Source organism: Spirillospora sp. NPDC048911 (genome assembly GCF_043198015.1).
Classification (GTDB): Bacteria; Actinomycetota; Actinomycetes; order Streptosporangiales; family Streptosporangiaceae; genus Spirillospora.
This window is the reverse complement of sequence record NZ_JBICUD010000010.1, coordinates 226149-251819: the sequence shown is the minus strand read 5'-3', so window position 1 is coordinate 251819 and position 25671 is coordinate 226149. Positions and strand designations below refer to the sequence as shown.

Annotated in this window: 23 protein-coding genes and 2 pseudogenes; 14 read left to right on the top strand and 11 right to left on the bottom strand. The window is 69.1% G+C overall.

The window, feature by feature from the left end; translation table 11 throughout:
• The first annotated feature begins 4 nt into the window (after positions 1-4).
• The 4 genes from ACGFNU_RS38035 to ACGFNU_RS38020 all read left to right on the top strand — a co-directional run bounded on the left by ACGFNU_RS38035 (position 5) and on the right by ACGFNU_RS38020 (position 4757).
• Entirely contained in the window at positions 5-844 is an 840-nt protein-coding gene (locus ACGFNU_RS38035) for a helix-turn-helix domain-containing protein (protein WP_392601426.1), read from the top strand.
• A gap of 56 nt (positions 845-900) precedes the next feature.
• Positions 901-2226: an FAD-binding oxidoreductase gene (locus ACGFNU_RS38030; RefSeq protein WP_392601425.1), complete on the top strand. Its 1326-nt coding sequence runs from the start codon at positions 901-903 to the stop codon at positions 2224-2226.
• A gap of 58 nt (positions 2227-2284) precedes the next feature.
• Positions 2285-3226, top strand: coding sequence for an NAD-dependent epimerase/dehydratase family protein (locus tag ACGFNU_RS38025; protein WP_392601424.1), 942 nt, complete (start codon positions 2285-2287; stop codon positions 3224-3226).
• A gap of 415 nt (positions 3227-3641) precedes the next feature.
• The gene (locus tag ACGFNU_RS38020; protein WP_392601423.1) at positions 3642-4757 is read left to right on the top strand and encodes an endonuclease/exonuclease/phosphatase family protein; all 1116 of its coding nucleotides are present in this window, start codon (positions 3642-3644) and stop codon (positions 4755-4757) included.
• A 357-nt stretch (positions 4758-5114) separates the two neighbouring features.
• Here the strand turns inward: ACGFNU_RS38020 and ACGFNU_RS38015 are convergent.
• Positions 5115-6188, bottom strand: a pseudogene (locus tag ACGFNU_RS38015) (MFS transporter); the annotation flags it as partial.
• An 83-nt stretch (positions 6189-6271) separates the two neighbouring features.
• On the opposite strand from ACGFNU_RS38015, the gene ACGFNU_RS38010 reads away from it, so the two are divergent.
• Together ACGFNU_RS38010 and ACGFNU_RS38005 are read left to right on the top strand one after the other, a co-directional pair.
• Positions 6272-7186, top strand: a complete 915-nt coding sequence (locus ACGFNU_RS38010) for a LysR family transcriptional regulator (RefSeq protein ID WP_392601422.1) — start codon at positions 6272-6274, stop codon at positions 7184-7186.
• Positions 7187-7272: 86 nt separating this feature from the next.
• Positions 7273-8493 (top strand): glycosyltransferase, encoded by a 1221-nt coding sequence (locus ACGFNU_RS38005; protein ID WP_392601421.1) that lies wholly within the window; start codon positions 7273-7275, stop codon positions 8491-8493.
• 145 nt (positions 8494-8638) lie between these two features.
• Here ACGFNU_RS38005 and ACGFNU_RS38000 read toward each other — a convergent pair.
• From ACGFNU_RS38000 to ACGFNU_RS37990, 3 genes and pseudogenes are all read right to left on the bottom strand, one after another.
• Positions 8639-8779 (bottom strand): annotated as a pseudogene (locus ACGFNU_RS38000) (VOC family protein); the annotation flags it as partial.
• Positions 8772-9803, bottom strand: a complete 1032-nt coding sequence (locus ACGFNU_RS37995; RefSeq protein WP_392601679.1) for a tyrosine-type recombinase/integrase — start codon at positions 9801-9803, stop codon at positions 8772-8774. The gene ACGFNU_RS37995 and the pseudogene ACGFNU_RS38000, both read right to left, overlap by 8 nt.
• A gap of 291 nt (positions 9804-10094) precedes the next feature.
• On the bottom strand, positions 10095-10907 hold the full coding sequence (locus tag ACGFNU_RS37990; protein WP_392601420.1) for an SDR family NAD(P)-dependent oxidoreductase: 813 nt from the start codon (positions 10905-10907) through the stop codon (positions 10095-10097).
• A 169-nt stretch (positions 10908-11076) separates the two neighbouring features.
• Between ACGFNU_RS37990 and ACGFNU_RS37985 the strand changes: the two genes are divergently transcribed.
• From ACGFNU_RS37985 to ACGFNU_RS37970, 4 genes are all read left to right on the top strand, one after another.
• Positions 11077-12147 carry an MMPL family transporter gene (locus tag ACGFNU_RS37985; protein WP_392601419.1) on the top strand — a complete coding sequence of 357 codons (1071 nt, stop codon included), beginning with the start codon at positions 11077-11079 and terminating at the stop codon, positions 12145-12147.
• A complete protein-coding gene (locus tag ACGFNU_RS37980; RefSeq protein WP_392601418.1) occupies positions 12075-12416 on the top strand; it encodes a hypothetical protein in 342 nt (113 codons plus the stop codon). The genes ACGFNU_RS37985 and ACGFNU_RS37980 overlap by 73 nt, the downstream gene beginning before the upstream one ends.
• 324 nt (positions 12417-12740) lie before the next feature.
• A complete protein-coding gene (locus ACGFNU_RS37975) occupies positions 12741-13946 on the top strand; it encodes a cytochrome P450 (RefSeq protein WP_392601417.1) in 1206 nt (401 codons plus the stop codon).
• Between the two features lie 12 nt (positions 13947-13958).
• Entirely contained in the window at positions 13959-16160 is a 2202-nt protein-coding gene (locus tag ACGFNU_RS37970) for an MMPL family transporter (protein WP_392601416.1), read from the top strand.
• Between the two features lie 51 nt (positions 16161-16211).
• On the opposite strand, the gene ACGFNU_RS37965 is transcribed toward ACGFNU_RS37970, so the two are convergent.
• From ACGFNU_RS37965 to sigJ, 6 genes are all read right to left on the bottom strand, one after another.
• Positions 16212-16670, bottom strand: coding sequence for a GMC family oxidoreductase N-terminal domain-containing protein (locus tag ACGFNU_RS37965; protein WP_392601415.1), 459 nt, complete (start codon positions 16668-16670; stop codon positions 16212-16214).
• Between the two features lie 17 nt (positions 16671-16687).
• Positions 16688-18310 (bottom strand): hypothetical protein, encoded by a 1623-nt coding sequence (locus tag ACGFNU_RS37960; protein WP_392601414.1) that lies wholly within the window; start codon positions 18308-18310, stop codon positions 16688-16690.
• A gap of 200 nt (positions 18311-18510) precedes the next feature.
• Positions 18511-18969, bottom strand: a complete 459-nt coding sequence (locus ACGFNU_RS37955; RefSeq protein WP_392601413.1) for a dihydrofolate reductase — start codon at positions 18967-18969, stop codon at positions 18511-18513.
• The gene (locus ACGFNU_RS37950; RefSeq protein WP_392601412.1) at positions 18966-19763 is read right to left on the bottom strand and encodes a thymidylate synthase; all 798 of its coding nucleotides are present in this window, start codon (positions 19761-19763) and stop codon (positions 18966-18968) included. Before ACGFNU_RS37950 ends, ACGFNU_RS37955 begins: the two co-directional genes overlap by 4 nt.
• Before the next feature lie 60 nt (positions 19764-19823).
• A complete protein-coding gene (locus tag ACGFNU_RS37945) occupies positions 19824-20237 on the bottom strand; it encodes a hypothetical protein (protein ID WP_392601411.1) in 414 nt (137 codons plus the stop codon).
• 139 nt (positions 20238-20376) lie between these two features.
• Entirely contained in the window at positions 20377-21336 is a 960-nt protein-coding gene (gene sigJ, locus ACGFNU_RS37940) for an RNA polymerase sigma factor SigJ (protein ID WP_392601410.1), read from the bottom strand.
• Between the two features lie 123 nt (positions 21337-21459).
• On the opposite strand from sigJ, the gene ACGFNU_RS37935 reads away from it, so the two are divergent.
• The 4 genes from ACGFNU_RS37935 (at position 21460) to ACGFNU_RS37920 (ending at position 23966) form a co-directional block, all read left to right on the top strand.
• On the top strand, positions 21460-22089 hold the full coding sequence (locus tag ACGFNU_RS37935; RefSeq protein ID WP_392601409.1) for an LUD domain-containing protein: 630 nt from the start codon (positions 21460-21462) through the stop codon (positions 22087-22089).
• Positions 22090-22128: 39 nt separating this feature from the next.
• Positions 22129-22563 carry an ester cyclase gene (locus ACGFNU_RS37930; protein WP_392601408.1) on the top strand — a complete coding sequence of 145 codons (435 nt, stop codon included), beginning with the start codon at positions 22129-22131 and terminating at the stop codon, positions 22561-22563.
• Between the two features lie 162 nt (positions 22564-22725).
• A complete protein-coding gene (locus ACGFNU_RS37925) occupies positions 22726-23742 on the top strand; it encodes an iron-containing redox enzyme family protein (protein WP_392601407.1) in 1017 nt (338 codons plus the stop codon).
• Positions 23743-23753: 11 nt separating this feature from the next.
• On the top strand, positions 23754-23966 hold the full coding sequence (locus ACGFNU_RS37920) for a CDGSH iron-sulfur domain-containing protein (protein WP_392601406.1): 213 nt from the start codon (positions 23754-23756) through the stop codon (positions 23964-23966).
• 177 nt (positions 23967-24143) lie between these two features.
• Here ACGFNU_RS37920 and rox read toward each other — a convergent pair whose 3' ends face one another.
• Positions 24144-25568 carry a rifampin monooxygenase gene (gene rox, locus ACGFNU_RS37915; protein ID WP_392601405.1) on the bottom strand — a complete coding sequence of 475 codons (1425 nt, stop codon included), beginning with the start codon at positions 25566-25568 and terminating at the stop codon, positions 24144-24146.
• Positions 25569-25671 lie beyond the last annotated feature (103 nt).

Sequence of the window (25671 nt, the reverse complement as noted above, 5' to 3'; positions counted from 1 at the left end):
CGATGTGACGGCGGAGTCCTATGTTGAGCATTCGCCCATCGTCGAGTTGCGCGGTGTGGTGCGGACGGTCTGGATTCAACGGACGGGCGAGGCGCCGTACGTGCAGCGGCATCTGCCGACGGGAGGCGTGGAGCTCCACTTTCCGATCGGCCGACCGCCGCGATTGCTCGGGCCACTCACCGGCCCCAAGGTTGAAGTCATCCCGCCCAACACGACGCTCGTTGGGGTCCGTTTCCACCCTGGGACGGCGCCACCGCTCCCCATCGCCCTGGACGATCTCTTGGACGAGCGGGTGGGCCTCGGCGACCTGTGGGGCGTCACGGCCGAGCGACTGGCCGAGGACGTGGCTACTGCGCCCGATCCGGAGAAGGCAATGGCCGCTGTCCAGGCTCATCTCCTCCAGACCTTCCGCTGCGCGGGCCATCTCGATCCGCTGGTGGGAGAGGCGGCGCGGCGGTTGATGCCGTGGCACCCGATCGAGATCAATGCGCTCGCCGGGCACCTCGCGATCTCCACCAGCCAGTTGCGCCGCCGCTGCCTGCATCTGGTGGGTGTCGGCCCGAAGGTCTTGCAACGGACGCTGCGATTCCAAGGATTCCTGGCTCTCGCCCAGGCGGGCGCGACGCCCAGCGGACGGATCGGCGCGGACGGGCTGGCCGGGCTCGCGGTGGACGTCGGGTACGCCGACCACGCGCACCTCAGCCGCGAGTGCGTACGCCTCACAGGGGTCACCCCCAGCGAACTTCTCAAGGGCGATGTCGATCGATGCGGCTGCGGCCACGATCACTCGGCGTCCTACGAACCCTTCCTGGCCACCCGCGCCATGCCGCTCCTGCGGGCCTAGAAGGATGCTCGTTTCGTTCAAGCCCGCGAGATCGCGCCCCTCCTAGCCTCACACCCGTGACCGATCTGGACGGGTTGCGGGCGAAACTCGACGGCGAGCTGTTCGCCCCCGGATCCCCCGGCTATGAGGACGTGAGGCGTCCCGCCAACCCCGCGTTCCGCGAGGTGCGTCCCCGCGCGGTGATCCGGTGCGCCTCGGCCGCGGACGTGGCCAGCGGGATCCGCTACGCCCGGGAGGCCGGCGTTCCCATCGTCCCGCGCGGTGGCGGCCACTGCTTCGCGGGACGGTCGTCCACCGACGGGATCGTCCTCGACCTGGCCAGGCTCGACGGCATCGCCGTGACGGGCGACGGGCGCGCGACGATCGGCGCCGGAGCCCGGCTGGCGCACGTGTACACCGCACTGCACCTGCACGGACGTACCGTTCCGGCCGGCTGCGGCGCGACCGTGGGCATCGCGGGCCTCACGCTCGGCGGCGGGATCGGCCTGCTCGGACGCAGATACGGGTTCACCTGCGATCGCCTCGCCGGCGCCCGGGTCGTGCTCGCGGACGGACGCGCCGTCGACTGCGACGCAGACCGGGAGCCGGAACTGTTCTGGGCCTTGCGCGGCGCGGGCGGCGGCCGGTTCGGCGTGGTCACCTCGCTGGTCTTCGACACCGTCCCCGAGCCGGTGACGACCCGCTTCGAACTGCGCTGGCACCTGTCCCCGGACGAGGCCGCGCGCACGGTCGAGGCCTGGCAGCGGTGGGCGCCGGACGCGCCCGATGAGATCACCACCAACCTCACCGTGACCGCCGAGCCGTTCACGGCCGTCCTGTTCGGGGCCTCGCTGCTGGACGAGGCCGCCACCCGTGACCTGCTGGAGGAGTTCCGCGGCGCGGCCGGGGCGGATCCCGAGGCCGACGTGCGCGGTGGGCTGCCCCATCACCGCCTCAAAACCTCGTTCGACGACCTCGACCTGCGCGAGGAGCCCGGCGCTCCGGTTCTTCGCAGCCGATCGGAGCTGTTCGCACGGCCGATGCGTCCGTCGACGACCGACGCGTTGCTCTCCGCGTTCTTCGGCGAGCGCAGGGGACGCGGGCAACTGGCGTTCACGGCGATGGGCGGCGCCTACAACCGCGTACCGGAAACCGCGACCGCCTTCGCCCATCGAAACGCGCTCTTCATGCTGGAACACACCGCCGAGACGCCCAACGCGTGGATCGACCAATCCTGGGAGATCGCCCACGCCGACGGGTCCGGGCGCATCTATCCGAACTTCCCTGATCCGCGGCTGGACGACTGGGCCGGCGCCTATCACGCGGGCAACCGATCCCGGCTGGCGGCGGTCAAGAAGACCTACGACCCCGACCGGCTCTTCGATTTTCCGCAATGCATCTGACACCGAATCCTTGGAGCGAAATGTCTGCCCTGATCGTGCACGTGGACGGAGTGCTCGGATGATCCTCATCACCGGCGGCCTGGGTTCCATCGGGTCGCACACCGCACGGGCACTGCTCGACCTGGGCGAATCCGTCGTGCTCACCGCGCACCGGTCGACCCGGCCGCCCGAGTACCTCACCGGCGAGCCCGCCGGCCGGGTCGTCGTCGAACCGCTCGACACCATGGACGAGGCGGCCTTCCTCGACCTCGGGACGCGGTACGAGATCACCGGCATCGTCCACCTCGCGGCGGCGCGGTACGACCTGCCCGACCCGGTCGAGTACCTGCGCGCCGACACCCGCGGCTTGCTCAACGCGCTCAAGGCGGCGACGGAGTGGGGCGTGCGGCGGTTCTCCGTCGCCAGCAGCATCGCCGTGTACATGGGGGTGGACGAGGTTCCGTTGCGCGAGGAGATGCCGTTGCCGGCGGTGGCGGCGCACCAGATCCCGGTGTTCAAGAAGACCGCGGAGTTGTTCGCCGCGCTGACCGGCGACAGCGCCGGATTCGAGACGGTGAACCTGCGGATCGGCACCGTCTACGGGCCCCTCGGTGTGCCGGACAACCCGTTCACGCCGGTCCCCCGCCTCGTCAGCGCGGCGGTCCGGGGCGAGGACCCCGATCTCGCCGCGCCCGCGTACGCCGAGGACGGCACGGACCTCTGCTACGTGAAGGACTGCGGCCGGGCGATCGCGCGGCTGATGCTCGCGGAGCGGCTGAACCACACCACCTACAACGTCTCGTCCGGACGGCTGGTGCGCTACGGCGAGGTCGCCGCCGCGATCAACGCCGCCGCTCCAGGCGCGAACCTCAAGCTCCCGGAGGGACGCAATCCCGACCGGCCCCCGGACACCTACCTCGACATCACCCGGCTCCAGGCGGACACCGGGTTCGAGCCGGAGTACGACGTCGAACGCGCCGTCCCGGACTACGTCGACTGGCTGAGAAAGCACGACCGTTAGCCCGTACCGCCGCAAGCGGAGCCACACGAAACTCGGAAAGGCGACCCACCAATGAGCAAGGTCCTCAGCGTCCGCTGACCACCGGACGCCCCGGGGCATCGCTGCCTCGGGGCGTCACTCGGTCCGGAGGAAGAGGCAGACGTCCTGGAGCCAACCGGACAGGTCGCCCACTCTGATCGGCGTCCACTTGTTGTAGCCGGCCACCTGACCGCACATGGGGCCGTATCGCTCACCCTCGATGCTGCAGCCTTCCGCCACGAAACATATACAGAACGTTACGTTGCCGGAAAGCGGGTGACAACCGGATCTCCGACCGCAGAGCCGGTCACAGCCGGGTCACAGCTTTGGGCACCGTGCTGTGACCGCCGGGTGGCTAGAAAGTTCGTGTGCGGAAGGTGACCTCGAGGATGCAGCAGTGACCGGCAGTGAGCGAGAGCAGGCAATGGCGCAGGTGGAGACGGTAGAGACGGTGGAGACCAGGCAGGACGACACCGGCCCCCGGGAGACGGACTCCGGCACCTGGCGCGTGCGTCTCCGCAAGGCCATCCATATCGCCTCCCAGCCGGAGACCTGGAAGCGCGGCCCTGTTCTGACAGCGCTGGCATTGCTGCTCGGCCTGCTCATGATGCTGCACGCGTACATCCCGAACCGGATCGGGAATCTCGGCAGCCTGGTCGAGACGTTCCTGCCGTGGTTCGGCCTCTTCGTCCCGGTGCTGCTGGCCGCAGCGCTGTGGCGCCGTTCCGCGTCCGCGGTGACCGCGCTCCTGCTGCCGGTCACTGTGTGGCTGACCCTCTTCGGCGGGATGCTCAACGACAAGTCAGGCCCAGGCAGCGACCTCACCGTGCTCAGCCACAACGTCGGTGCCGACAACCCCGATCCGGCCGGCACCGCCCGCCGCCTGGCCGCCTCGGGGGCGGACGTACTGGCGCTGCAGGAGCTGGCCCAGGAGGCCACGGGCACGTACGAGAAGGAGCTGGCGAAGACGTACCCGCACCACGCTGTGCAGGGCACGGTCGGGCTGTGGAGCAAGCTGCCGATGTCGGACACCCAGCCGGTCGACATCAAGATGGACGCCGGGCCACTGGGCGCCGCCAAACCGGCAGAGGTCAAGATGTCCTACAACCGCGGGCTGCGCACCACCGTGGCGACGAACCACGGGCCGCTGGCGGTCTATGTGGCCCATCTGGGGTCGGTACGCGTGAATCCCAGGGCGGGCTTCGGGACGAACCACCGTGACAGAAACGCGCAGGCGCTCGCCGAGGCCATCGCCGCCGAGCGGAACGAGCGGGTCGTCCTGCTCGCCGACATGAACGGCACCGTGGACGACCGCGCGTTCGCCGGCATCACCTCGAAGATGCGCTCGGTCCAGGACGCGGCCGGGGACGGCTTCGGCTTCACCTGGCCGGCGTCCTTCCCGATGGCCCGGATCGACCAGATCCTGGTCGAGGGCGTGGAGCCAAGGAGCTCGCGAGTCCTGCCGGCCACCGGCAGCGACCACCTGCCCGTGACCGCCGGAATCAGCTGGTGAACAGCGACGGGCAGGCTCCTCATCGTGCCGGGGCCTCAGGCTGACGTAGCCGTGGGGGCACCGAAGCTGCCGGTGGCCAGGGTCGCGCCGTTGGTCTGGATGAGTCGCATCATGATCTCTCCTCGTTCGGGTCAGGTCGTGCGGTCGGCGGCGCGGCGCTCGCTGTTGTGGCTGACCGTCTGCTTGGCTCATGCGTTCGCGTAGGCCAGGTGGCTCGGGCGGGACGATTCGCAGCCGGCGGGGGGGACGTCGCGTCGCGGTTCGGCAGCGGAGCGCTGTGCCGAGCGCGTGCTGGGCGGCGCAGAGAGCGATCCCGGCGACCACGCACGCCGCCGCCAGGGTCGCCCGTCCGGCATGGTTGAGCAGGACGGTGCCGGCCAGCGGGCCGAGCACGGCGCCGAAGCTGAAGGTGGCGGAGGCGACGCCCATGTAGCTGCCGCGCAGGTCAGCCGGTGCGAGATTGGCGAAGGTGGCGCCGAACATGACGGCGATGCCGATCTGGCCGAGGGTCCAGACCAGGACCGACGCCGCCTGGCCGGTGACGCTGTGCACGATGGCGCTCGAACCGACACCGGCACCGACCGTGAGCATGGAAACCGCCAGCACCGCGCTGGGGTCGCGACCTGCGAGCAGCCGTACCGCAAGTGGCTGGCCCACGACGATGAGGATCCCGTTCAGCGCCAGCATCGCGCCGTACATGGCGGGGCCGTGACCGTCCGCCGTCATGACGAGCGGCATCGTCGCGAACGTCTGCAGGAACAGCGTGAAGTAGGCGACGTAGAGCAGCGTCATGGTGATCATCAGCCGGTCGCGCAGGAGCACCGGCAGCAGCGCTCGCCTGGGCTCCTCCCGCGCCGGCGGACGAGTCTCGGGAACCTGGTGCCAGACGATCAGCGCCGCGAAGATCGAGGTCGCGGCGTTGATCCAGAACAGGAGCCCATAGCCGTACCGGGCCAGGATCCCGGCGGTGACCGTCGCGACGGAGAAGCCGAGGTTGGCCGTCCAGAACAGCAACCCGAAGGCCCGGATCCGCTGCTGTGGCGGGAGGTCGGCCACCGCGGCCGCCCCGGCCGGCCGGAACAGGTCCGCCATCAGCCCGACGCCCACGGCCGCCGCCCAGATCGCCGGGACCGTGCCGGCCGAGCCGAGTGCGACGAGCGCGAGAGCCGTGCCCAAGAGCCCCACCAGCATGGTGTGGCGCCGGCCGATCCGGTCGCCGAGCCAGCCACCGAGTATCTGGGATCCGATGCCTCCGACGCCGACCGCCGCCACCACAGCGCCCGCGGTCGTCGGCGTGAGCTGGTGCTCTTGCGTCAGGTAGAGGACGAGGAACGGCTGCACGACTCCCCCGGCTCGGCTCACGAAATGAGTCGCCGCCAGGCCCCGGACGAGGCGTGGCAGCTCCTGGGCTGTGGTGCTGTAGGTCGTCATGTCGATGACATTAAGAGTGCCTAGCCCATCATGAAAAGCGATTGTTTCTGATCGAGTCAATCGCCATTGGCTATGCTTGAGCTATGGCTGACGTCGAGCTGCGCCACCTGAGGACCATGGCCGCCATCGCCGAGGAAGGGACGTTCGGGCGAGCGGCGACCCGGCTCGGCTACACCCAGTCGTCGGTGAGCCAGCAGGTCGCCGCGCTGGAGAAGGCCGTCGGCGGCGCCGTCTTCGACCGGCCCGGCGGCCCCAGGCCCGTACGGATCACTCCCCTCGGCGAGGTGGTCCTGGCCCATGGGCGCGATCTGCTCACGAAGGCGGAGGGGCTGGCCGACGCCGTCGATCGCTTCAGGGCGGGTCACGGCCGGATCGACATCGGCACCTTCCAGGGCGCGACCAGGTTGATCCTGCCGGCCGTCGTGCGCGGACTGTTGAGCGAGCACCCCGGCTGCGACATCAGGCTGTCCGAGGTGAAACCGGAGGATCCGCAGATCGGAGACCTCGACCTGCTGTTCCATTACGGCCGGATCGAGGGCGACGTCGAGCACGTCGAGCTGGTCGACGAACCGTACCTTCTGGTGGCCGGCGCCGGCGCGTTCCCCGAGGGGCCAGTAGAAGTGAAGCAGCTCGACGATGTTCCGATGGTCTCCTGGCCTCCGACCCATCACCAGAGATGGCTGGAGAGGACGCTCGCGGGCGCCGGCGCCCGGCCACGGATCGTCTTCCGGACCGGCGGCCACGAGTCCATCGTGTCGATGGTGCGGGCGGGCATCGGCTCGGCGGTGATGCCCTGGCTCGCGCTCCACGGGTCCGATGTCTGGTCCGACGACCGGCTCGGCGTCCACCGGCTGCGGCCGTCACCGGTCTGCACGTGGTACCTGTACTGGCCGAGTGGACGCACCCGATCGCCGCTCGCGACCCGAGCCATCGACCTCGCCGTCGAAGCCGCCAATGAGCTGGGAGGAATGACCACTCCCCGCATTTCCAAGGTATAGCGCACAGGGGGCCTTGCCACAAGACCCCGGTCATGACGCACAATCACCCCTCGACGCCGGAACGCAAGGAAAATTGGGGGCGCGGAATGCGCGTTGTACTGGTGACCTACGGGTCCCGCGGGGACGTCGAGCCGATGACGGGGTTGGCGCTGCAACTGCAGGCTCTCGGCGCCAAGGTGCGGGTGTGCGCGCCGCCGGACTTGGCGGATCTGCTGGACGATGTCGGCGTGCCACTGAGTCCCTTCGCCTGGCCGATCCGCGCTTTGGCGACGGGAGGGGTTCCCGGCAAGACGAGCCTGGCCGACATCGCCGCAGACCTGACCGCCATGGCCTACGAGGCGGTCACCGAGCTGGCCGAAGACTGCGCCGCGGTGGTGGCCACCGGCTCGTTCCCGGCCGTGGCCGGTGCCCGCAGTGCAGCCGAGAAGCTGCACGTGCCCTACATGCACGCGTCCCTCTCCCCCTGTTACCTGCCGTCGCCGCATCACCCGCCGCTCCGCTGGCCGGGCCAGGTGATCCCCCCTGAGGTGACCGGCAACCGGGAGTTGTGGGAGCTCAACGCCGAGCGCATGAACACGATGTTCGGCGAGACGGTCAACGCCCACCGGGCCTCGGTCGGTCTGCCGCCGGTGGACCGCCTCCGCGACCATGTCTTCACCGACCACCCGTTCCTGGCGGCCGACCCCGTCCTAGGGCCGTGGCAGGAGACGCCGGAGCTCGCCGTGGCGCACACCGGCGCATGGATCCGGCCCGACGAGCGCCCGCTCCCGGCCGACCTGGAGGCGTTCCTGTCCGCCGGCGAGGAGCCGGTGTACGTGGGCTTCGGCAGCATGCCGATGCGCGGCGCGACCGCGCAGGACCTCTCCCAGGCCGTCGTCGAGGCGGTCCGTACGCAGGGCCGCCGCGTTCTTCTCGGGAGCGGCTGGGCCGACCTGACCCTGGTCGACGACCGGGACGACTGCTTCGTCATCGGCGAGGTCAACCAGCAGGAGCTGTTCCGCCGGGTGGCCGCGGTCGTGCACCACGGCGGCGCGGGCACCACGAGGACGGCGGCCCGGGCCGGCGCGCCGCAGGTGCTCGTGCCCCAGGTCGCGGACCAGCCGTACTGGGCGGGCCGGGTGGCCGAGCTGGGCATCGGCACGGGACACGACGGTCCGACCCCGACCGCCGAGTCCCTGTCGGCCGCACTCAAGATCGCCCTGGCCCCCGAGACCGCCGCCCGCGCAGCCGCCGTGGCCAAGACGATCCGCACCGACGGCGCGAACCGAGCCGCACGCCTCCTCCTCGACAAGATCGCCCAGAGCTGATCGCCGGAGACACCGGAACGGTCTCGGATCATCGAAGACCGCTGGCGTAGACGCGGAACCTGCCCTCGCCGGTAGTGGCCGACTGCGACCGGCAGTCCACGCGGAGGGACGGCTCAAACGGGTTCCCGGCCGGCCGTGTCCGCGGTCAGGCCGGGGTGAGGACGCAGAACTCGTTGCCCTCCGGGTCGGCCAGCACCGTCCACGGAACGTCACGCTGGCCGATGTCGAGGTCGGTGGCGCCGAGGGCCCGCAGCCGGTCCGCCTCCGCCGGATGATCGTCACCGGGGCGGGACGAGGTCGTCGAAGACGGTGATGGCCTGGTCGACGTGGGCGGTGGCGCGCTGGGCCCGGTTGCGGCGTTCCCAGTAGCCGATGGTGGTGGCGGGGTTGGCGTGGTCGGCGAATTCCTGGACTTCGGCGAGGGGTACTCCGGCGTCGAGCATGTGGGTGATGCGGGAGGCGCGCCAGACGTGCGGGGTGAGGTCGCGGCCGGGCAGGACGGCGGCGGCGCGGCCCAGCCGGGTGCTGATGCGGTCGAGGTCGTGGCGGTCCAGGCGGTGGCCTGCCGCGTCGAGCAGGAGCGGCCCGGACGTGCGGTCGCCGATCACGCGGCGCAGGAGCCGGGTGCAGCGGTCGGGCAGTGGCAGGGCGCGTTGCTTGCCGCCTTTGCGGGTGAGGTGCAGGACGGTGCGGTCGCCTTCGACGGCCAGGTCGGTGACGTTGGCGGCGCAGATCTCGGTGACCCGGCCGGCGAGGGTGTACAGCAGCATGACCGCCAGCAGGTCCAGGTCGCTGCGCGCGCAGGCGGCCACGGCGCGTACCTGGGCGACCTCCAGGACGGGGGTGGAGGTGGCGGTGTTGCCGGTGGGGATGCGCGGCCGGTCGTCCTCGGTGACGGGGTTGAGCAGCGGCGCGTCCAGCCGTCCGGCCGCATGCACATGCAGCGAGGACAGGCAGGCGACGTAACGGGCGATGCTGCGCTGGGCGACCCCGTCGGCCTCTTGGCGCAGCCGCCACATCCGCACGTGTTCGCGGGTCAGGCAGCCGACGGCGAAGGCGTCGTGGCCGAGTTCGCGGGCCAGCGGCGCCCAGACGCGGCGCAGGTCGTCGACGTAGTTGCGTTTGGTGGCAGCCGAGGCGCGGCGGGTGCTGCTGAGCCAGTCGAGCACCAGCCCGAACGTCTCAGCCGTGCACGCCTCGGCCAGCAGCTCGATCCGGCGCCGGTAGATGCGGCGGCCACCCACTCGCGCGACCTGCACTTGGCCCAGGTCATCGTCCAGCTTGGCCAACGCGTCGGCGGCCAGCGGCATGGTGGACCACGCCAGCGTCCCGTCCTGCCGGGGCACCGGTACAACCACGGGTCCCTGATCGGTCTTGCGTGGCGTCGCAGCGTTCGTGAGGTCTGTGCCGAGCACCGCTCCGTGCAGCAGCACCGGCTCTGACCGGTCTGCACCACCATCAGGTTGTGTGGGTGACATGACCGGCGCGGCCTCCTCGTCCACCAATCGTCTCCCCCGACGTGGTGCGAGCTCAGACACCCGGCAGCAGAAGGGTGCGTTCTCGTTGCGGGATCAGTCTGTCATTCCCGCGCGGTGTGCTGGTCACGCGTCGGGTTCTTCGCGCAGTCCGAAGATGTCGTCGGTGGTCAGGTAGTGGCCGGACAGCGGGTCGGCCGTGCCGTCGGAGAGCAGCAGGAAGGCATCCACGGTGCTGTCCAGGCAAGTGAAGCCTCCGGTGTCTCTTTCTTGGCGTAGCCACGCCCAGATGTGGTCGGAGGTGGGGTCTCCTACCTGCCCTCTGGCCAGGTGTGCGGCGGTAATGCCGATGTGGAGCAGCCCGGGATGGAAGGCGAACGCCGTGACGCCCCGGCCCGGCGCTTCCTGGGCGAGGTTCTCGGTCAGTTTGATCACGGCGGCCTTGGAGACCGAGTACGCCGAGGCGCCGGGCCAGCGATGCCGGCCGGCCGCGCTGACGACGTTGACCACGCGGCCCCGGCCTCGGGCGATCATGCCGGGCACGACGGCGCGGACCGTGGCGTGCAGGTTGACCTCCGTGGTGTGCCACCAGTCCGCGTCCGGGTTCTGCCCGTGCGGGCCGGCCACGCCGATGCAGTTGACCAGCAGGTCGATGCCGCCGAACAGTTCGGTCGCGGTACGGGTGACGCGCAGGGCGGCGTCGGGGTCGGTCAGGTCGGCCGGTACGGCGGACGACGCGATGCCGCGAGCGGCGAGCCGGTCGCGGAGGCTCGCCAGGCCGGCGCGGTTCCGGCCGGTGAGCACCAGGTCGGCGCCGGCGTCGCCGAGCGCCGTCGCCAGCACCCCGCCCAGCCCGCCGGTGACCAGCGCGGTGGTTCCCGCGAGGCGACCATGGGCGGGATCGGATCCGGCCGGAAGGGGGCCCGCGGACGGGATCACGGTCCGGCCTCTCGCTTGCGGGCCAGCGTCAGGCCGTCGGCGACGGGCAGCATGACCGACTCGACCCGGGGTCGTCGCGGACGATGGCGTTGAACGCCCGGATCGCGGCCGCGTTGCCGGTGGCGTTCCGGCCGGCCGCTTCGCCGTCGCCGAGCGCCATCACCGGCGGTTGCTGGCCACGGCGCTGTTGCTGATGGCGGTCCTGGGGCTGACCGCGCTCGGACTGGACCGGCGGCTGTCCAACGGCGGGTACGTCACCGCCGGCACCGAGTCGGTGCGGGCCGATGCCGTGCTGGCACGGCGATTCCACATCAGCACGGCCGACCTGGTGCTGCGGGTGACCGCCGGCGGTCGCGTGGAATCGCCCGAGGCGATCAGGACCGGCGTCCGGCTGACCCGCTGGATCGCCGCCCAGGTCAGCGTCAACGGTGTCCAGTCGTACTGGACGTCGGGGAATGCGGTGCTGCGATCCACCGACCGGCGATCCGCGCTGATCCAGGTGGACCTGTCCGGAGACCAGGCACGGGCGGCCCGGTCGGCCGAAGATCTGGTGCCGCGGCTTGCCGAGCGGGCACGATCGTTGCGTGTGGCGGCCACCGGGTACGCCTGGGCGTCGGTGCAGACACTGCGCAATGTCGGACAGGACCTGCGCCGTGCCGAACTGCTGACCACGCCGCTGCTGGCCGTCATCTTGCTGGTGGCGTTCCGGTCGGCCTACGGGGCGCTGCTGCCGTCACTGATCGGCGGCCTGACCGTCGTCGCCACGATGGCCGTGCTCCGGCTGACCACCCACCTGACGCCGGTGCCGGTGTACGCGCCCAACGTCATGGTGGGGCTGGGCTTCGGCTTGGCGATCGACTACAGCCTGTTCATCACCACCCGGTTTCGCGACGAGCTCAGCGGCGGGTCCACGGTCGACGAGGCGTTGCAGCGGACGATGATGACCGCGGGCCGCACCGTCCTGTTCTCGGGCCTGACCGTGGCCACCGCCACGGCCGCTCTGCTGGCCGTTCCGCTCGGCGTGGTGCGATCGCCGGCGTGGGCGACGATCGTCGTCGTGCTCATGGCGGCCACGTCCACGATGCTCGTCCAGCCCGTGATGCTGGCGGCGGTCGGCCGGCGCATCGACCGCGGGGACCCGGAGTGCTGGCGGCCGGTTCGGTGCTGGTGCTGCTGTTCCTGTTCACCGGCGGCCTGCTGGTGTCGGCCAAGGCGGTGGCGATGGGCGCGCTCAGCCTGACCGCCATCTGCGGCGCGGTGGTGGCCGTGTTCCAAGACGGACATCTGCGCACGTCGCTGGGCGTCCTGGTCGACGCCACCGTGATACGAGGCCTGCTCGTACCGGCCTTCATGCGGCTCACCGGCCCCGCCAACTGGTGGGCACCGAGGCCGCTCGCCCGGCTGCAGCAACGCGCGGGACTGACCGAAGTCGAGGCACCCGAACACCGGCCGCACCGGCCGCCGGCGTTCCCGCGCCTCCTGCCGGCAGACGACCAGGCACACCGCTGACCGGCCCGCTTTAACCCTCTGACCCTGTCGCATGCCACGGCCCCAATTTTGCCACGTTTGCCGTGTTTCGAACTTTCCCTTTATTAGCACTTCTCGGTCATTAGTAATATAATTCGTACAGGCGTATCGCACATTTGCGCTCTTGGTCAACATGTTGTTTAGTTAAACGGAGCCGGCCGAAGAAGGTGGGGTACTGCCAATGTCCTTGTGAGAGGGCTCCGCCGCGATTACCGGAGCCTCAATGGAGGGTCATGCAATTCAAGATCTGCCGCAGAGTGGCCACCGAATAGTGCCGGTTCGACCTGCTCTCATCGGGAGGAAAGCATGTCGCAACACCTGCCCTTCACCCCCGACGACCGAGGCGACCCTCCAGCGGAGTTCGCTGAGCGTCGCCTCGCGGCCCCTCTCGCGCCGGTGACCTTGCCCAACGGGAACCAGGTGCTGGTGGCGGTCCGCTATGAGGACGTGCGTCAGGTGCTCGGCGATCCGCGGTTCACGCGCATCCGGTACTACCCGGACGATCACGGCGGCGACCAGCTGTGCGAATGGGCCGACATCGTCCAGGACGCCATCCAGTCCGACGAGGTCGAGACCGTCGCGCAGCGGGCCGCGATCGAGGCCATGAGCCCCCGCAACATCCGGGCCTGGCGTCCGTACATCACCGAGCTCGCCGAGCAGATCACCGCTGACTTCGCCGCGCGCGCCCAGCCCGGCGACTTCATGGAGGGCTTCGCCTTCCCCCTGGTAGATCAGGTGCTCGACGAGCTGCTGGGGATTCCGGCGGCCGATCGCGCCCGGGTGCGCCACTGGTCCGACGTCACCCTGGCGATGACCGGCGTCGCGGCGAGTGAAGATCGCATGTCGGCCGGGTTGGAATGCTTCGAATTCGCCCAGGGGCTGGTCCGCGACCGGCAGGCCGACCGCGCCGAACGTTCGGGCGGGCACTTCAGCTGCGCCCTGATCGACTCGCTGATCGATGCGCACGCGGCCGGCGACCTGTCGGAGGCCGAGCTCGACTCGATCACGACGGCCCTCATCCTGGGCGGAAGGACCGCTCCCACCACCGTGGGAGGGGGCGTCTTCGGCCTGCTCAGCACTCCGGGCGCCTACCGGGCCCTGGTCGACGACCCGGCGGGCATCCCCCAGGCCGTCGAGGAGATCCTGCGTTGCTACACCGGTGGCGTCGCCCAGATGCTGCGCATGGCGAGAGAGGACGTGAGGCTGCCCTCCGGAACGGTCCAGAAGGGGCAGACGGTGCTGGCCTCGACCGTGGCCGCCAACTTCGACCCCCAGGCCTTCGCCGATCCGGATCGCTTCGACATCGACCGAGCCGAATGCCCCCACCTGGGCCTCGGGCATGGCGCGCACTACTGCGTCGGCGCCAATCTCGGCCGGGAAATGCTGCAGACAGGCCTCACCGCGCTGACCAGCACCTTGCCCGGTCTGCGCCTGGCCGTGCCGCCCGATCAGGTTCAGTGGTTCACCGGGCTGTTCGTCCGCTACCCCACCAGGCTGCCGCTGACGTGGTGAGCCGGGGATCCGATGTACGCGCTGCTGGCAAGGGTGATGTATCGCCGCCGTCGGTGGGTGGCGGGCATCGCCGTGGGCTTCGTCCTCGCGGCCGGGGGCCTCGGCGCTCAGGTCTTCGGCCGGCTCGGAAGCGGCGGGCCCGAAGACCCCGGCAGTGACAGCCGTCGAGCGGCGCAGCTCGGTGCCGAGCGGCTGGGCCGTGGCGACGCGGACGTGGTCGTGCTCTATCGCGCTTCGAACCGGGCCACCGTCGACGACCCCTCCTACCGGCAGGCCGTCACCTCCATGGTCGACGCGCTGCCGTCCGAGGTGGTGGCTCGCGCGGTCACGTACTGGACGAACGGGTCGGCCGGGTTGGTCAGTGCCGACCGCCGGACGACCCTGGTGGCTCTCACCTTGCATGGTGACGACCCCAAGCAGCGCATGGAGGGGCTCAAAAGGATCGAGGGCACGCTGCGCACGCCCACTCTGGAGACGGAGATCGGCGGTCGCGCCGCCGTCGACCGTGAGATCGCCGATCGGGTGGCCGCGGACATCGTCCGTGCCGAGATGTTCTCGCTCCCCGTCCTGCTCGTGCTCCTGGTCGTGATCTTCGGTGGTCTGGTCGCCGCCGCGCTTCCCCTCGCGGTCGGCGTCACGGCCTTCGTCGCGGCCCTGGCCGCCCTGTACGGCCTCACCGTTGTCACCGACATCTCGGTCTATGCGGTTCAGATGGTGACGCTCATCGGGTTCGGCCTGGCCATCGACTACGGGCTCTTCATGGTCACCCGGTTCCGCGAGGAGATCCGGCGGGGCCTGGCCGTCGAGGACGCCGTGGCGCGCACGATGGCGACGGCCGGGCGCACGGTGGCGTTCTCCGCAGTCACTCTGGCGGCCTGCCTGGCGGGATTGCTCATCTTTCCCGCCGGATTTCACCGGTCCATGGGGCTGGGCGGTATGGCGGCGGTGCTGAGCACGATGCTCGTCACACTCGTCCTCCTGCCGGCTCTGCTGGGGATGCTCGGGCCTCGCGTGGACGCACTACGCCTGCTGAAACGGCACACGACCGGCCCTCCAGCCGCTCTCCCGGCAAGCCCCACGGCCGCCCGCCAGACGAGCGACCAGAACGGGGCCTGGTACCGCCTCGCCCGCATCGTGATGCGCCGGCCTGCCACCGTCGCCCTGGGCGTGACCGCCCTCCTGATCTTCTTGGGGCTGCCCCTCCTGCGCATCGAGCTCGGCGGGGTGGATCACCGGCTGCTGCCACCCGACTCGGAGAGCCGGCGGGTCAGCGAAACCCTCAGCCACGGTCTCGCCCCCGGCCTGACCGGCCCCGCCGAAGCGATCGTCACTCTCAGCCGGCCGGCCGGCTCTCCCGCCGGGAAGACGGCACTGGACGGTTACCTGCGATCGCTCAAGACCGTGCCCGGTGTCAGCGCCGCCGACGTCACCGCCGCGGCGGGCAACACCGTCCGGATCACCATCGGCCACCGCGCCGATCCCATCGGCGCGCAGAGCCGGGATCTCGTGCGACGGCTCCGCCGGCTGCCCCCGCCGCCCGGCGGCCAGGTGCTGATCGGAGGCAGGCCCGCCGAGACCGCGGACATGCTCACCGCCCTCACCGACCGGCTGCCCTGGATGGCGTTGATCACCGCCGGGAGCACCTTCGCCCTGCTGTTCTTCGCCTTCGGATCGGTCGTGCTGCCGATCAAGGCACTGCTGATGAACGTGCTCTCCCTCGGCGCGTCCTTCGGCGCCATGGTCTGGATCTTCCAGGACGGCCATCTGGACGGCCTGCTCGGCTTCACCCCCGCCACCAGCCTGGACGCCGGTTCGCCCGTCCTCGTCCTCGCCGTGGTCTTCGGGCTCTCCATGGACTACGAGGTCTTCCTGATGTCCCGGATCCGCGAGCACTACGACCTCACCGGCGACAACACCGGCGCCGTCGCCGCCGGCCTGCAACGCACCGGCCGCATCATCACCAGCGCCGCCCTGCTCCTCATCGTCGTGATCGCGGCCTTCTCCACCTCGGACGTCACCTCGATCAAAATGACCGGCGTCGTCATGATCATCGCCTTGGTCATCGATGTGACCGTGGTGCGCGCACTGCTCGTCCCGGCCACCATGCGCCTGCTCGGCCATGCCAACTGGTGGGCACCACGCCCACTGACCCGCCTGTACCAATGGCGCGGACAGCCGAGCCCAGCCCCCTCGCGAGTCCGCCCCCCGGGATAGTCCTCACCCAGCACCCGCCGACCCGCTCTATGATTCTGGCCCCTCTTGGGATCAGCCCTCTTCAAGGAGCTGAAGGCGGCGTTCTGACAGCGGCGTGGTCGTGGAGAGTGGGCCGCGATCGTAGCTGACCATTTCTGTGACGCCTTCTAGATCGTCGAAGGACCAGCCAGGCCCCCATGATTGGAAGTCAGTGGCGCGGTCGCGGCAGTAGACCTGGCCGTTGAGGGATGAGCTTCCGCCGAGTGTCCGGCCCTGGGGCAAGCGGATGCTGCGTCCGCCCAACTGTTCTTGCGGTTCGGTGCGGAACGCCCAGTCATATTCGCTGTCGAACAGCGCCGCGAATACCAGGGGAATTCGCATCTTCAGGCTCTTGTCGCGTGGCCCCGCTTCGATGAGCAGAACGCGAGTTCCCGGATCTTCGGTCAGCCGGCCCGCGAGCACGCATCCGGCGGATCCGGCGCCGACCACGACGTAGTCATATGAGTTCGATCGGCTGGAGTTGCGCTTCATTTCTCCATCCCGCCGTTCTAGCCATCCAGTTCGTCGCCGACGACTGCTCCACGGCGGTAGCCCACGCAGTTCCAGAGGAAATGCGGGTGTGCGCAGCCGAACATGTAGGCGAGGAGTGCCGTGTCCTCTTTCCAGGTCGGAGGCTCGTTGAGGGCGTGAAAGAGTTCAGCTCCCACGGCGCCGGCGTCGAGTTGGACCTCGCGAGCGCCGTTCCCTCCGGCCTGGCAGGCTCGCGCTCCCGCCACGTAAGTGCGGCTGAGGATCTTCCAGGTGGTCTCGAGGTCTCCGCGCCATTCGCCGTGGAGTGCCTCGAATGCTGCCAGCTCTCGATCGAAGAGAGGCCAGACATCGGGTGCGTACACACGGCACCGCTTCGAGAGGCGACTGGCCTGGGGGCCCAGGGCGTTCACACGGATCTGCGGGCCGAATCTCAGGGTGATGCCGCCGTTGAGGAGTCCGATGCAGGAGTTCGGTTCGATGCCGCAGAGCGGGCAGTCCTCGAAGGGCGGCAGTTCGTCGATGATGCCGTCGAACCACAGCGCGTGGCGGCCGGTGAGGGCCATCCAGACGATGGTGGTGTCCATCAGCCACGTGTTCCACAGAACGCCATGTGATTCAGGCATGCAGCCGTATTTGACGAGTGCGATGGCGTTCGCGGCGTACATGGCCTTGTCGTGCGTGGACATGGAGCTGAGCCAGAAATTGCTGATCTCGCCTGTGACGGCGTCCGCTCTGGCGTCGGTCATGTCGTCCAGCGCCCGGGACAGGATCAGTGGGACGAGATTTCCCTCCTGCCACAACTCCGCGTCAGGCGCCACATGCCAGAACAGGCAGTCGAACGTTTGCAGCAGCGCATAGGTCAGTTTGTCCAGCGGATTCGCCTGCGGGAGCCTGATGGATCCACAGGTGCGACGAGCGAGCCAGTACTCGTCCACGATGCGCTTATGAGTGGCGAAAAGGCCGCTCACCAGCGCGCGGACCCCATTCGTGCTCGCCTGGTGTCCGAGCTCTCGACCGACCTTGCGGCGGAGGCCCGCGATATCGACGGAGTTCGCGACACGCTTGTACTCCTGGAAGACGAGGATGTCGTCCTCGAATCGGAATCGGAGCCCGAGGTCGTGGTCGGAGTCGTTCATTTTCCGGGTCCATGACCATCCGGCGGACAGGACGCTGTCGAGTTCTCGCCGATAAGGCCACGTCTTGATCAGGAGTGGCGCGCCTGCGCTCTTCCTCCAGTCGTAGTCTTCGAGCCGGCGCGGAGGTGGCGTCGGCAGGTGCGAGCAGAGCGGACAGGTGCAGCCGGTGGAATCCGAAGTCTTTGCGAGCGCGGCCTCGGCTCGCTGGCGCCAGGCCGATTCCAGCAACTCACATGCGAGCCTGCACATCCGCGTGTCGGTGGACGCGAACGGGAACTCGTCCCGGATGGCCGCCAGCCTCCGGTCCAGTTCCAGCAACCGGGCCTGCCCCTGCTCGTCGGGGCACATGAGTTCCGTTGACGGATGAGCCAGCGCGCCATCGACGAGAATCTGCGCTCGATTCACCGGTGCGGATCGGCCGCCCGCTGCGGCGAGACGGGCGAGCCCAGCCGCTTCTCGCCGCAGATGCTCCGGCTGGCGGACGCTGATGTTCGACCCGACCAACTCTCGGAACTCCTCTACGACCCCTTCTGCATGGAGTCGCCTTGTAGCGCTCATGCTCACCCCTATAGCCGTTGGCGGCCCTTGGCCAACCCCGAGCAGGCCGCGAACATGTCGCGCTTTCAGGTGATGTCACGCTTTGGAATCCGGAGAATCGCCGGGTGGCTCTGGTCGCGGCGATGATCCATCGGCTGGTGCCGGCCTCAGTCCCAGGTCAGGAACCGGTAGTGCAATCCAGTCGAGGACTCTTGCCAGGGCCCGACGGTGTCCGGCGAGCGACCCGCGTCCGGCGCGTGCGTGTCTCCTTCGAAAACCTCGCGGATCTCGGTGACCACGATCCGGTCTGCCAGCGGCAGCGCCGCGCGGTACACGGCCGCGCCGCCGATCACCCACACGTCCCCGGCCGCCGCGGCGAGCGCCTGCGGCAGGTCGGGGAACGTCTCCACGTCCTCCTGCGGTGTGCGTGACAGCACAAGATTGCGTCTGCCCGGCAGGGGACGGAACCGCGGCGGCAGAGACTCCCAGGTGCGGCGGCCCATGAGCACGGTCGCGCCAGCGGTCACAGACCGGAAGTGCTTCAGGTCCTCTGGCAGGTGCCACGGAAGCGTGCCGTCACGGCCGATCACGCCGTTCGATGACTGCGCCCAGATGAGTCCGATCACACCGCCACCGGTGCCTTGATGCCGGGATGCGGGTCATAGCCGTCCAGCGCGAAGTGCTCGTAGGTGTAGTCGAACAGGCTGTCGGCCGGCTTCAGGCTCAGCGTGGGGAACGGCCGCACGTCGCGTGCGAGTTGCGTGCGGACCTGGTCCTCGTGGTTGTCGTAGATGTGGCAGTCGCCGCCGGTCCAGATGAAGTCACCGACGCCGAGCCCGACCTGCTCGGCGATCATGTGCGTCAGCAGCGCGTAGCTCGCGATGTTGAACGGCACGCCGAGGAACAGGTCCGCGCTGCGCTGGTACAGCTGGCAGGAGAGCTCGCCGTCGGCGACGTAGAACTGGAAGAACGCGTGGCACGGCGGCAGCGCCATGCGCGGGATGTCGGCGACGTTCCACGCGGATACGATGATCCGCCGCGAGTCGGGGTTCTCGCGCAGCGTGCGCAGCACCTCGCCGATCTGGTCGACGTGCCCGCCGTCAGGGGTCGGCCATGACCGCCACTGGACGCCGTAGACCGGGCCGAGATCACCGTCTGGCGCCGCCCACTCGTCCCAGATCGTGACGCCGTTCTCCCGCAGCCACCCGACGTTGGCGTCGCCGCGCAGGAACCACAGCAGCTCGTAGGCGATCGAGCGGAAGTGGACCTTCTTCGTCGTGATCAGCGGGAAGCCGTCGGACAGCCGGTAGCGCAGCTGGTGGCCGAAGATCGACCGCGTCCCCGTGCCTGTGCGGTCCTGCTTGCGGGCTCCCGTGGTGAGGACGTGGCGGAGGAGGTCTTCGTACTGCGTATCCGGCATGCCGTAAGTCTAGAAGCAGCCCCCACGGGACCCGTCAGGGGCTGCCGCTGTCACTGTGGGTCATCCGTTCTTGGTCATCCTGAAGCAGTTGACGATGATCCCGCCCAGGTTGCCGCAGACATGGAAGCTGACGTTGGCGGTGTTCGTCTCGCGGAAGTATCCGCCGTGGCCATCGCCTCCGTAGTTGTCCTCGGCGATGGTCTTCTGCCCGAACCCGTCGCCCCGGGCCTGGATGATCGCCGTGGCGTTGTCACTCGTCGTGTCGGTGATGAGGATGCTCTCCGCCCAGGCCGTGTAGGAGCCGGACGAGTTCTTGGCGTAGCAGTAGTAGAGCCTTCCGCGGTCGCCGTCCATTCCGTTCGCGTACAGCCAGTAGCACGTCGCCGCGTTCGCCGGAGTGGCGCCCAACGCTGTGGTCAAGGCGAGCATGGAGCCGACGGCGGCGGCGGCGGATACGAGCTTCCGGAATTGCATGGCGCTCCTTCGAGGCGATCAGATCCACACAGGTTTGCGGTCCAACCGTCCTTTACAGGCGGAGCCATGTCCTTGATTTTGCGCGCTCACCTATAGAGCATCCGCGCACCACGGAACGTCAAGCTGAATGCGCCCGCAGTCAGCTTGTCGTCCAGTGGCGGAGTTTTTCGGGGTTGCGGATGACCCAGATGTGAGTGATTCGGTCGCCCGTGATCTCGAACGCGAACACGGTCACGGTGATGCCGTTCTGCTGGGCCACCAGGCCGGGCTGGCCGTTGACGGTGCGTTCCAGGAAAGTCATGTCGCCGGGCCTGTGACGGGCGATTTCGATCCAGGCGTGTGCGATGTCTTCGGCGCCGTGGATGGGGTGCGGGAAGGTGGTGGCCAGGCCGCCGCCGTCGGCGATGGCGGTGGCGTTGGGGTCGAGCAGGCCGATCAGGGCGTTGATGTCGTTGGCCTGCCATGCCTGGTTGAAGTCCTTGACGATGCCGGCGCGCTGGGCGGCCGGAGTCGCGGACGGCTGGGAGGCCTGGACGCGGCGGCGGGCCGAGGAGGCGAGCTGGCGGCAGGCCGCCGGGGTGCGGCCGACGATCTCGGCCACTTCGGTGAAGGGGTAGCGGAAGACGTCGTGCAGGATGAACGCGACGCGTTCGGCCGGGGTCATCGATTCGAGGACGACCAGGAAGGCCAGGCTGACCGACTCGTCCAGGGTGATGCGGTCGGCCGGGTCGGTGGCCTCGGGCCGGCCGGTGCTCCACTGGGTGTGTTCGGGCAGTGGTTCGGGGATCCATTCGCCGACGTAGGTCTCGCGGCGGGCCCGGGCCGAGCCGAGCAGGTTGAGGCAGATGCGGCTGGCGACCGTGGTCAGCCAGGCGGCGGGAGATTCGATCGCGTCCTGCTGCTGCCGGGACATGGCGTACCAGCGGGTGTAGGTCTCCTGGACGGCGTCCTCGGCCTCGGCCAGGGAGCCCAGCAGCCGGTAGGCGAGGTTGATCAGCCGGCGGCGCTCGCTGATGATCGCCTCCAGGCCGGAATCGGGCCCGCCCGTGCCGTGGGTGGTCATGGTGTCGACGGCTCCCTTGGTCGCAGTTGCTTTCACCGGTTCGACAACACAGCCCTCCGGAATGTCAGGCCGGTGCGCCGCCTCACATTCGCGTGGGCTGTCTTGTCGAACGGTTGAGACGGAACACATCATCCAGCGAACAGAGAGCTCACAGGCATCATGACCACCCAGACTCCGGTACCACCGTTCACCGAACCGGCGCCCGCGCGGCGCCTGGAGCGGACCGCCGCCGCGCTGACCGCACACGGTTTCGACGTCGAGATCCTCGATGACGCCGCCGCCGCGCGTGCCCGCGTCAAAGAGCTGATCCCAGAGGGCGCCAGCGTCTTCACCGGGGCCAGCGAGACCCTTCGTCTGTCGGGCATCGACGAGGACCTCAACGCCAGTGGACGCTACGAGTCGGTCAAGGCGCGCAGCCGGACCATGGACCGCGCCACCCAATCGGCCGAGATCTGGCGGATGATCGCCTGCCCGGACGTCATCGTCGGCAGCGTCGCCGCGGTCACCGAGACGGGGTCCCTGGTGGCCGCCTCGGCCAGCGGAAGCCAGCTGGCCGGCTACTCGGGCGCCGCGGCGCGCGCGATCTGGATCGTCGGGGCGCAGAAAGTGGTACCCGACCTGAATGCCGCGCTGAGTCGCATCGAAGACCACTGCCTTCCTTTGGAGAACGAACGCGCCATGGAGGTCTACGGGCAGCCCAGCGCGCTCAACCGCCTCCTCGTCCTCAACGCGGAACCCCACCCCGGACGCGGCACCGTCCTGCTGCTCCGTGAAGCCATCGGATTCTGAACCACCCACATCAACTTTGACGCGGAGGAGAAAAGCGAAATGTCAACGGATCAGATCGCACGCAACAAGGCCGCGTTCGCCCGTCTCCACGACGCCCAGAGCAGCGGCGACGTGGCGGTCTTCCGGAAGGCGGTCGACGAGGTCGTCGAGCCGGACGTGCTGATCCGCACACCGTTGCCGATCGAGGCGACGGGGGCGGAGGCGCTCAAGCAGGTGGGCACGATGCTCCTTCGCGCGTTCCCGGATCTTCACGTCGAGGTCGAGGACGTGATCGCGGACGGCGACAAGGTCGTCTTCAGGAACACGGTCACCGGGACGCACCAGGGCGAGTACATGGGCGTTCCGCCGACCGGACGATCCATCACCTACCGGGAGATCATGATCGTCCGCTTCAGGGACGGCCGGATCGCGGAAACATGGGGAATCGTCGACGTCCTCGCGCAGATGAAACAGCTCGGCCTGATTCCGGCATAGGAAGCCCCCATGGCCGTCCGCCGGCCGGGGCTGCGCGTCAGCGCTCGGCCAGCGGCATGTCAACGGTGGTTGGCATATTGAACGTCATGTCGACCGGCATCCACGCCACGGCGGTGCTCAAGGCCCGCGCCACCGCGCCGACCCGTCAGATCGGAGAACGCCATGCGGCTGCCCGCCCCCCGAGGACCCATTAGCACCGCACTGTTCGCCTGCCTGTTCGGCGAACCCGGGCCGGTGCCGTCGCGGCTCACCGAGCTGGTCGGCGCGCTCCCGGAGACCACCGCCGACGCCAGGTCCGATGAGGACGTCCAGATCAGCCTGTGGACCTGCTACGGGCTCACCTACGAAGGCTTCGACGGCGTCGACGAGCGGTGGGAGTGGCAGCCGTCGCTGCTGACCGTGCGCGGCGTCCTGGAGGCGGTCTTCGAGCGGGACGTCCTCGCCGAGGTGCGGATGCCCGAAGACTTGACTCCGGAGAAGGTGCCCGCGTGGCTCATGGACATCTGCGGCCCCGCGACGACCCCGGCCGGATTGCTGAAGTTCATGCACCAGAACGCGACCCTCGAGCACTTCAAGGAACTGGCGATCCACCGGTCGATCGACGGGCTGCACGAAGCCGACGCCCACACGTGGGCCATCCCGCGCGTGACCGGCCGCGCCAAGAGCGCGTTGATCGAGATCCAGGCCGACGAGTACGGCGGCGGGATGCCGGGCCGCAGCCACTCCGATCTGTACGCGATCCTGATGTCCGAGCTGGAGCTCGACCCCGAGTACGGGGCGTACATCGATCAGATCCCGGCCGTCGCGCTCGCCATCCACAACCTCAGGTCGATGTTCGGCCTGCACCACCGCTGGCGCGGCGGGATCCTCGGCAACCTCGCGGCGACCGAGATCGGCTCGTCGTTCATCAACCGCCGCTTCAGCGAGGGCCTGGCCCGGGTCGGCGGGTCGAAGAAGGCGCGCTGGTTCTACGACGAGCACGTCCTCGCCGACGCCGTCCACGAGCAACTGGCCGCCCACGACATGTGCGGCGCGTTCGTGGCCGACTACCCGGACGAATGGGACCGCGTCGTCATCGGCGCGCTGGCCACGCTCAACATCCGGGGCCTGTTCGCGGGCGCGGTCACCGACGCGTGGGCGGCGGAGACGACGTCGCTGCGCGAACTCGCCACGGTTTGAGGGAGCAGATCATGTCGGACGAGCAGCCGCCGGTCGAGATCACCGTCTACGAGAACGGACCGGCCATCGTGCGGGGCGCCTACAAGCTCCAGGACAGAGACCGCAACGAGATCGACCCTGGGCGGGAGACGATCGCGCTCTGCCGGTGCGGCCTGTCCGCCCTCAAGCCGTTCTGCGACGGTAATCACGCGCTGCGCGGCGCCGCCGCCCGCAGCGCCCTCTGAGCTCTATTTGTCGACCAGCGACATGTGGTGCTGGTCGTAGCGATCTCCGTGGACGCCGATGCGGTCGCTGTCGCCCGCTGGCATGGCCATTTCCGCCATGCCGGCGGGCGGTGATCGTCCGACGAGAATGCCGACTCCTGGCCGGCAGATCTATCGCGACCGCGGCTTTAGGCGAAATCAGTCGGAGGGCTTGCCGAACCAGCGGGAGAGCTGGTCGTTCAAGCTCTGCTGATCGTCGCCGATCCAGGCGACGTAGCCGTCGGGGCGTAGCAGGACGCACGGCACATCCAGTGCCGCGGTGGGATCGGCGAGGTGATCGACGCGGTCCGACCAGCCATCGGCGGTCAGGCGTTCGGTGCGGTCCAGCAGCAGGCCGCGGCCGCGACGCAGCAGATCGTAGAGGTGGCCCTGTTTCACCTCGATGTCGCGCAGGCGGCGGCCGAGCAGGTCGGGGCCTTCGCCGAAGTCGTAGCGAATGCCGATCGCGGTGATCTTCTCGATCAGATGGCGGTTCACCTCGTTGAAGTCCATCAGCTCGGTGAGCAGCCTGCGCACGGCCTGCGGCCCCGGTTCGGTGGAGTGCAGTGCCATCTGGGCGCGGGTGTTGTCGAGCACGTCCGCGGCGACCGGATGGCGTTCGGCGTGGTAGGTGTCCAGTAGTGTCTCCGGCGCCCAGCCGCGGATCTGTGCGGCCAGTTTCCAGCCGAGGTTGAATGCGTCCTGAACACCCAGGTTGAGGCCCTGCCCGCCGGTGGGCGGGTGAATGTGCGCCGCGTCGCCGGCCAGCAGCACGCGTCCGACCCGGTAACGTTCGGCCAGCCGGGTGGCGTCCCCGAAGCGGGACAGCCAGCGCGGGGAATGCACGCCGAAATCGGTTCCGGCGATGGCTCGCAACTGTTGTTTGAAATCCTCGAGAGTGGGCGGTTCGGTGCGATCGCTGACTCCCGCTGCGGGGACGACGACGCTGTAGACCCCTTCGCCGAACGGCCTGAGCCAGAATTGTTTGTACGTCTCGTTGATTTCCTTCACCTTGGCCGCGATCTCCTTCGGCGGCACGTCCACGTGCATCTCGCCCATCAGCGTGTCGGTCCGCGAGGGCTCGCCGGGGAATCCGACGCCGAGCAGTTTGCGCACCGTGCTGCGCGCGCCGTCACAGCCGACGAGGTAGCGCGCACGCACCTGTTCTCCGTCGGACAGTTCGACGGTCACGCCCTCGTCGTCCTGCTTGAATCCGGCTACCGCGCATCCGCGCCGGACCTGCGCACCCAGGTCGATCGCGTGTTCTTCAAGCAGTCGAACGATGACCGGCTGCGGGATGCCCAGCAGGTAGGCGTGCGCGGAATCCAGGCCCGCAGGAACGGGTTTGTTGATGGCGGCGAAGAAACCGCCGGCCGGACGCTGCCTTCCGTGTTCGAGAATGCGCTCCAGCAGGCCTCGCATCGCCATCAGTTCGAGGCTGCGAATGTGCAGACCGACGATGCGGACGAACGACACGGGCTCGGTTTCCTTCTCCAGAACGAGTACCCGCACATCGTGCAGCCGCAGTTCGGCGGCCAGCATCGCACCGGTCGGCCCGCAGCCGGCAATGATCACATCGAACATGAGCGGGGGACGATCGGCGCCGGAGGCCGGTGATCCGAGAACGTCGTTCGATGACGACTCGGCGGAGAACGGCAGAGAACGCATTGGTGTTGCCTTTCGGGAG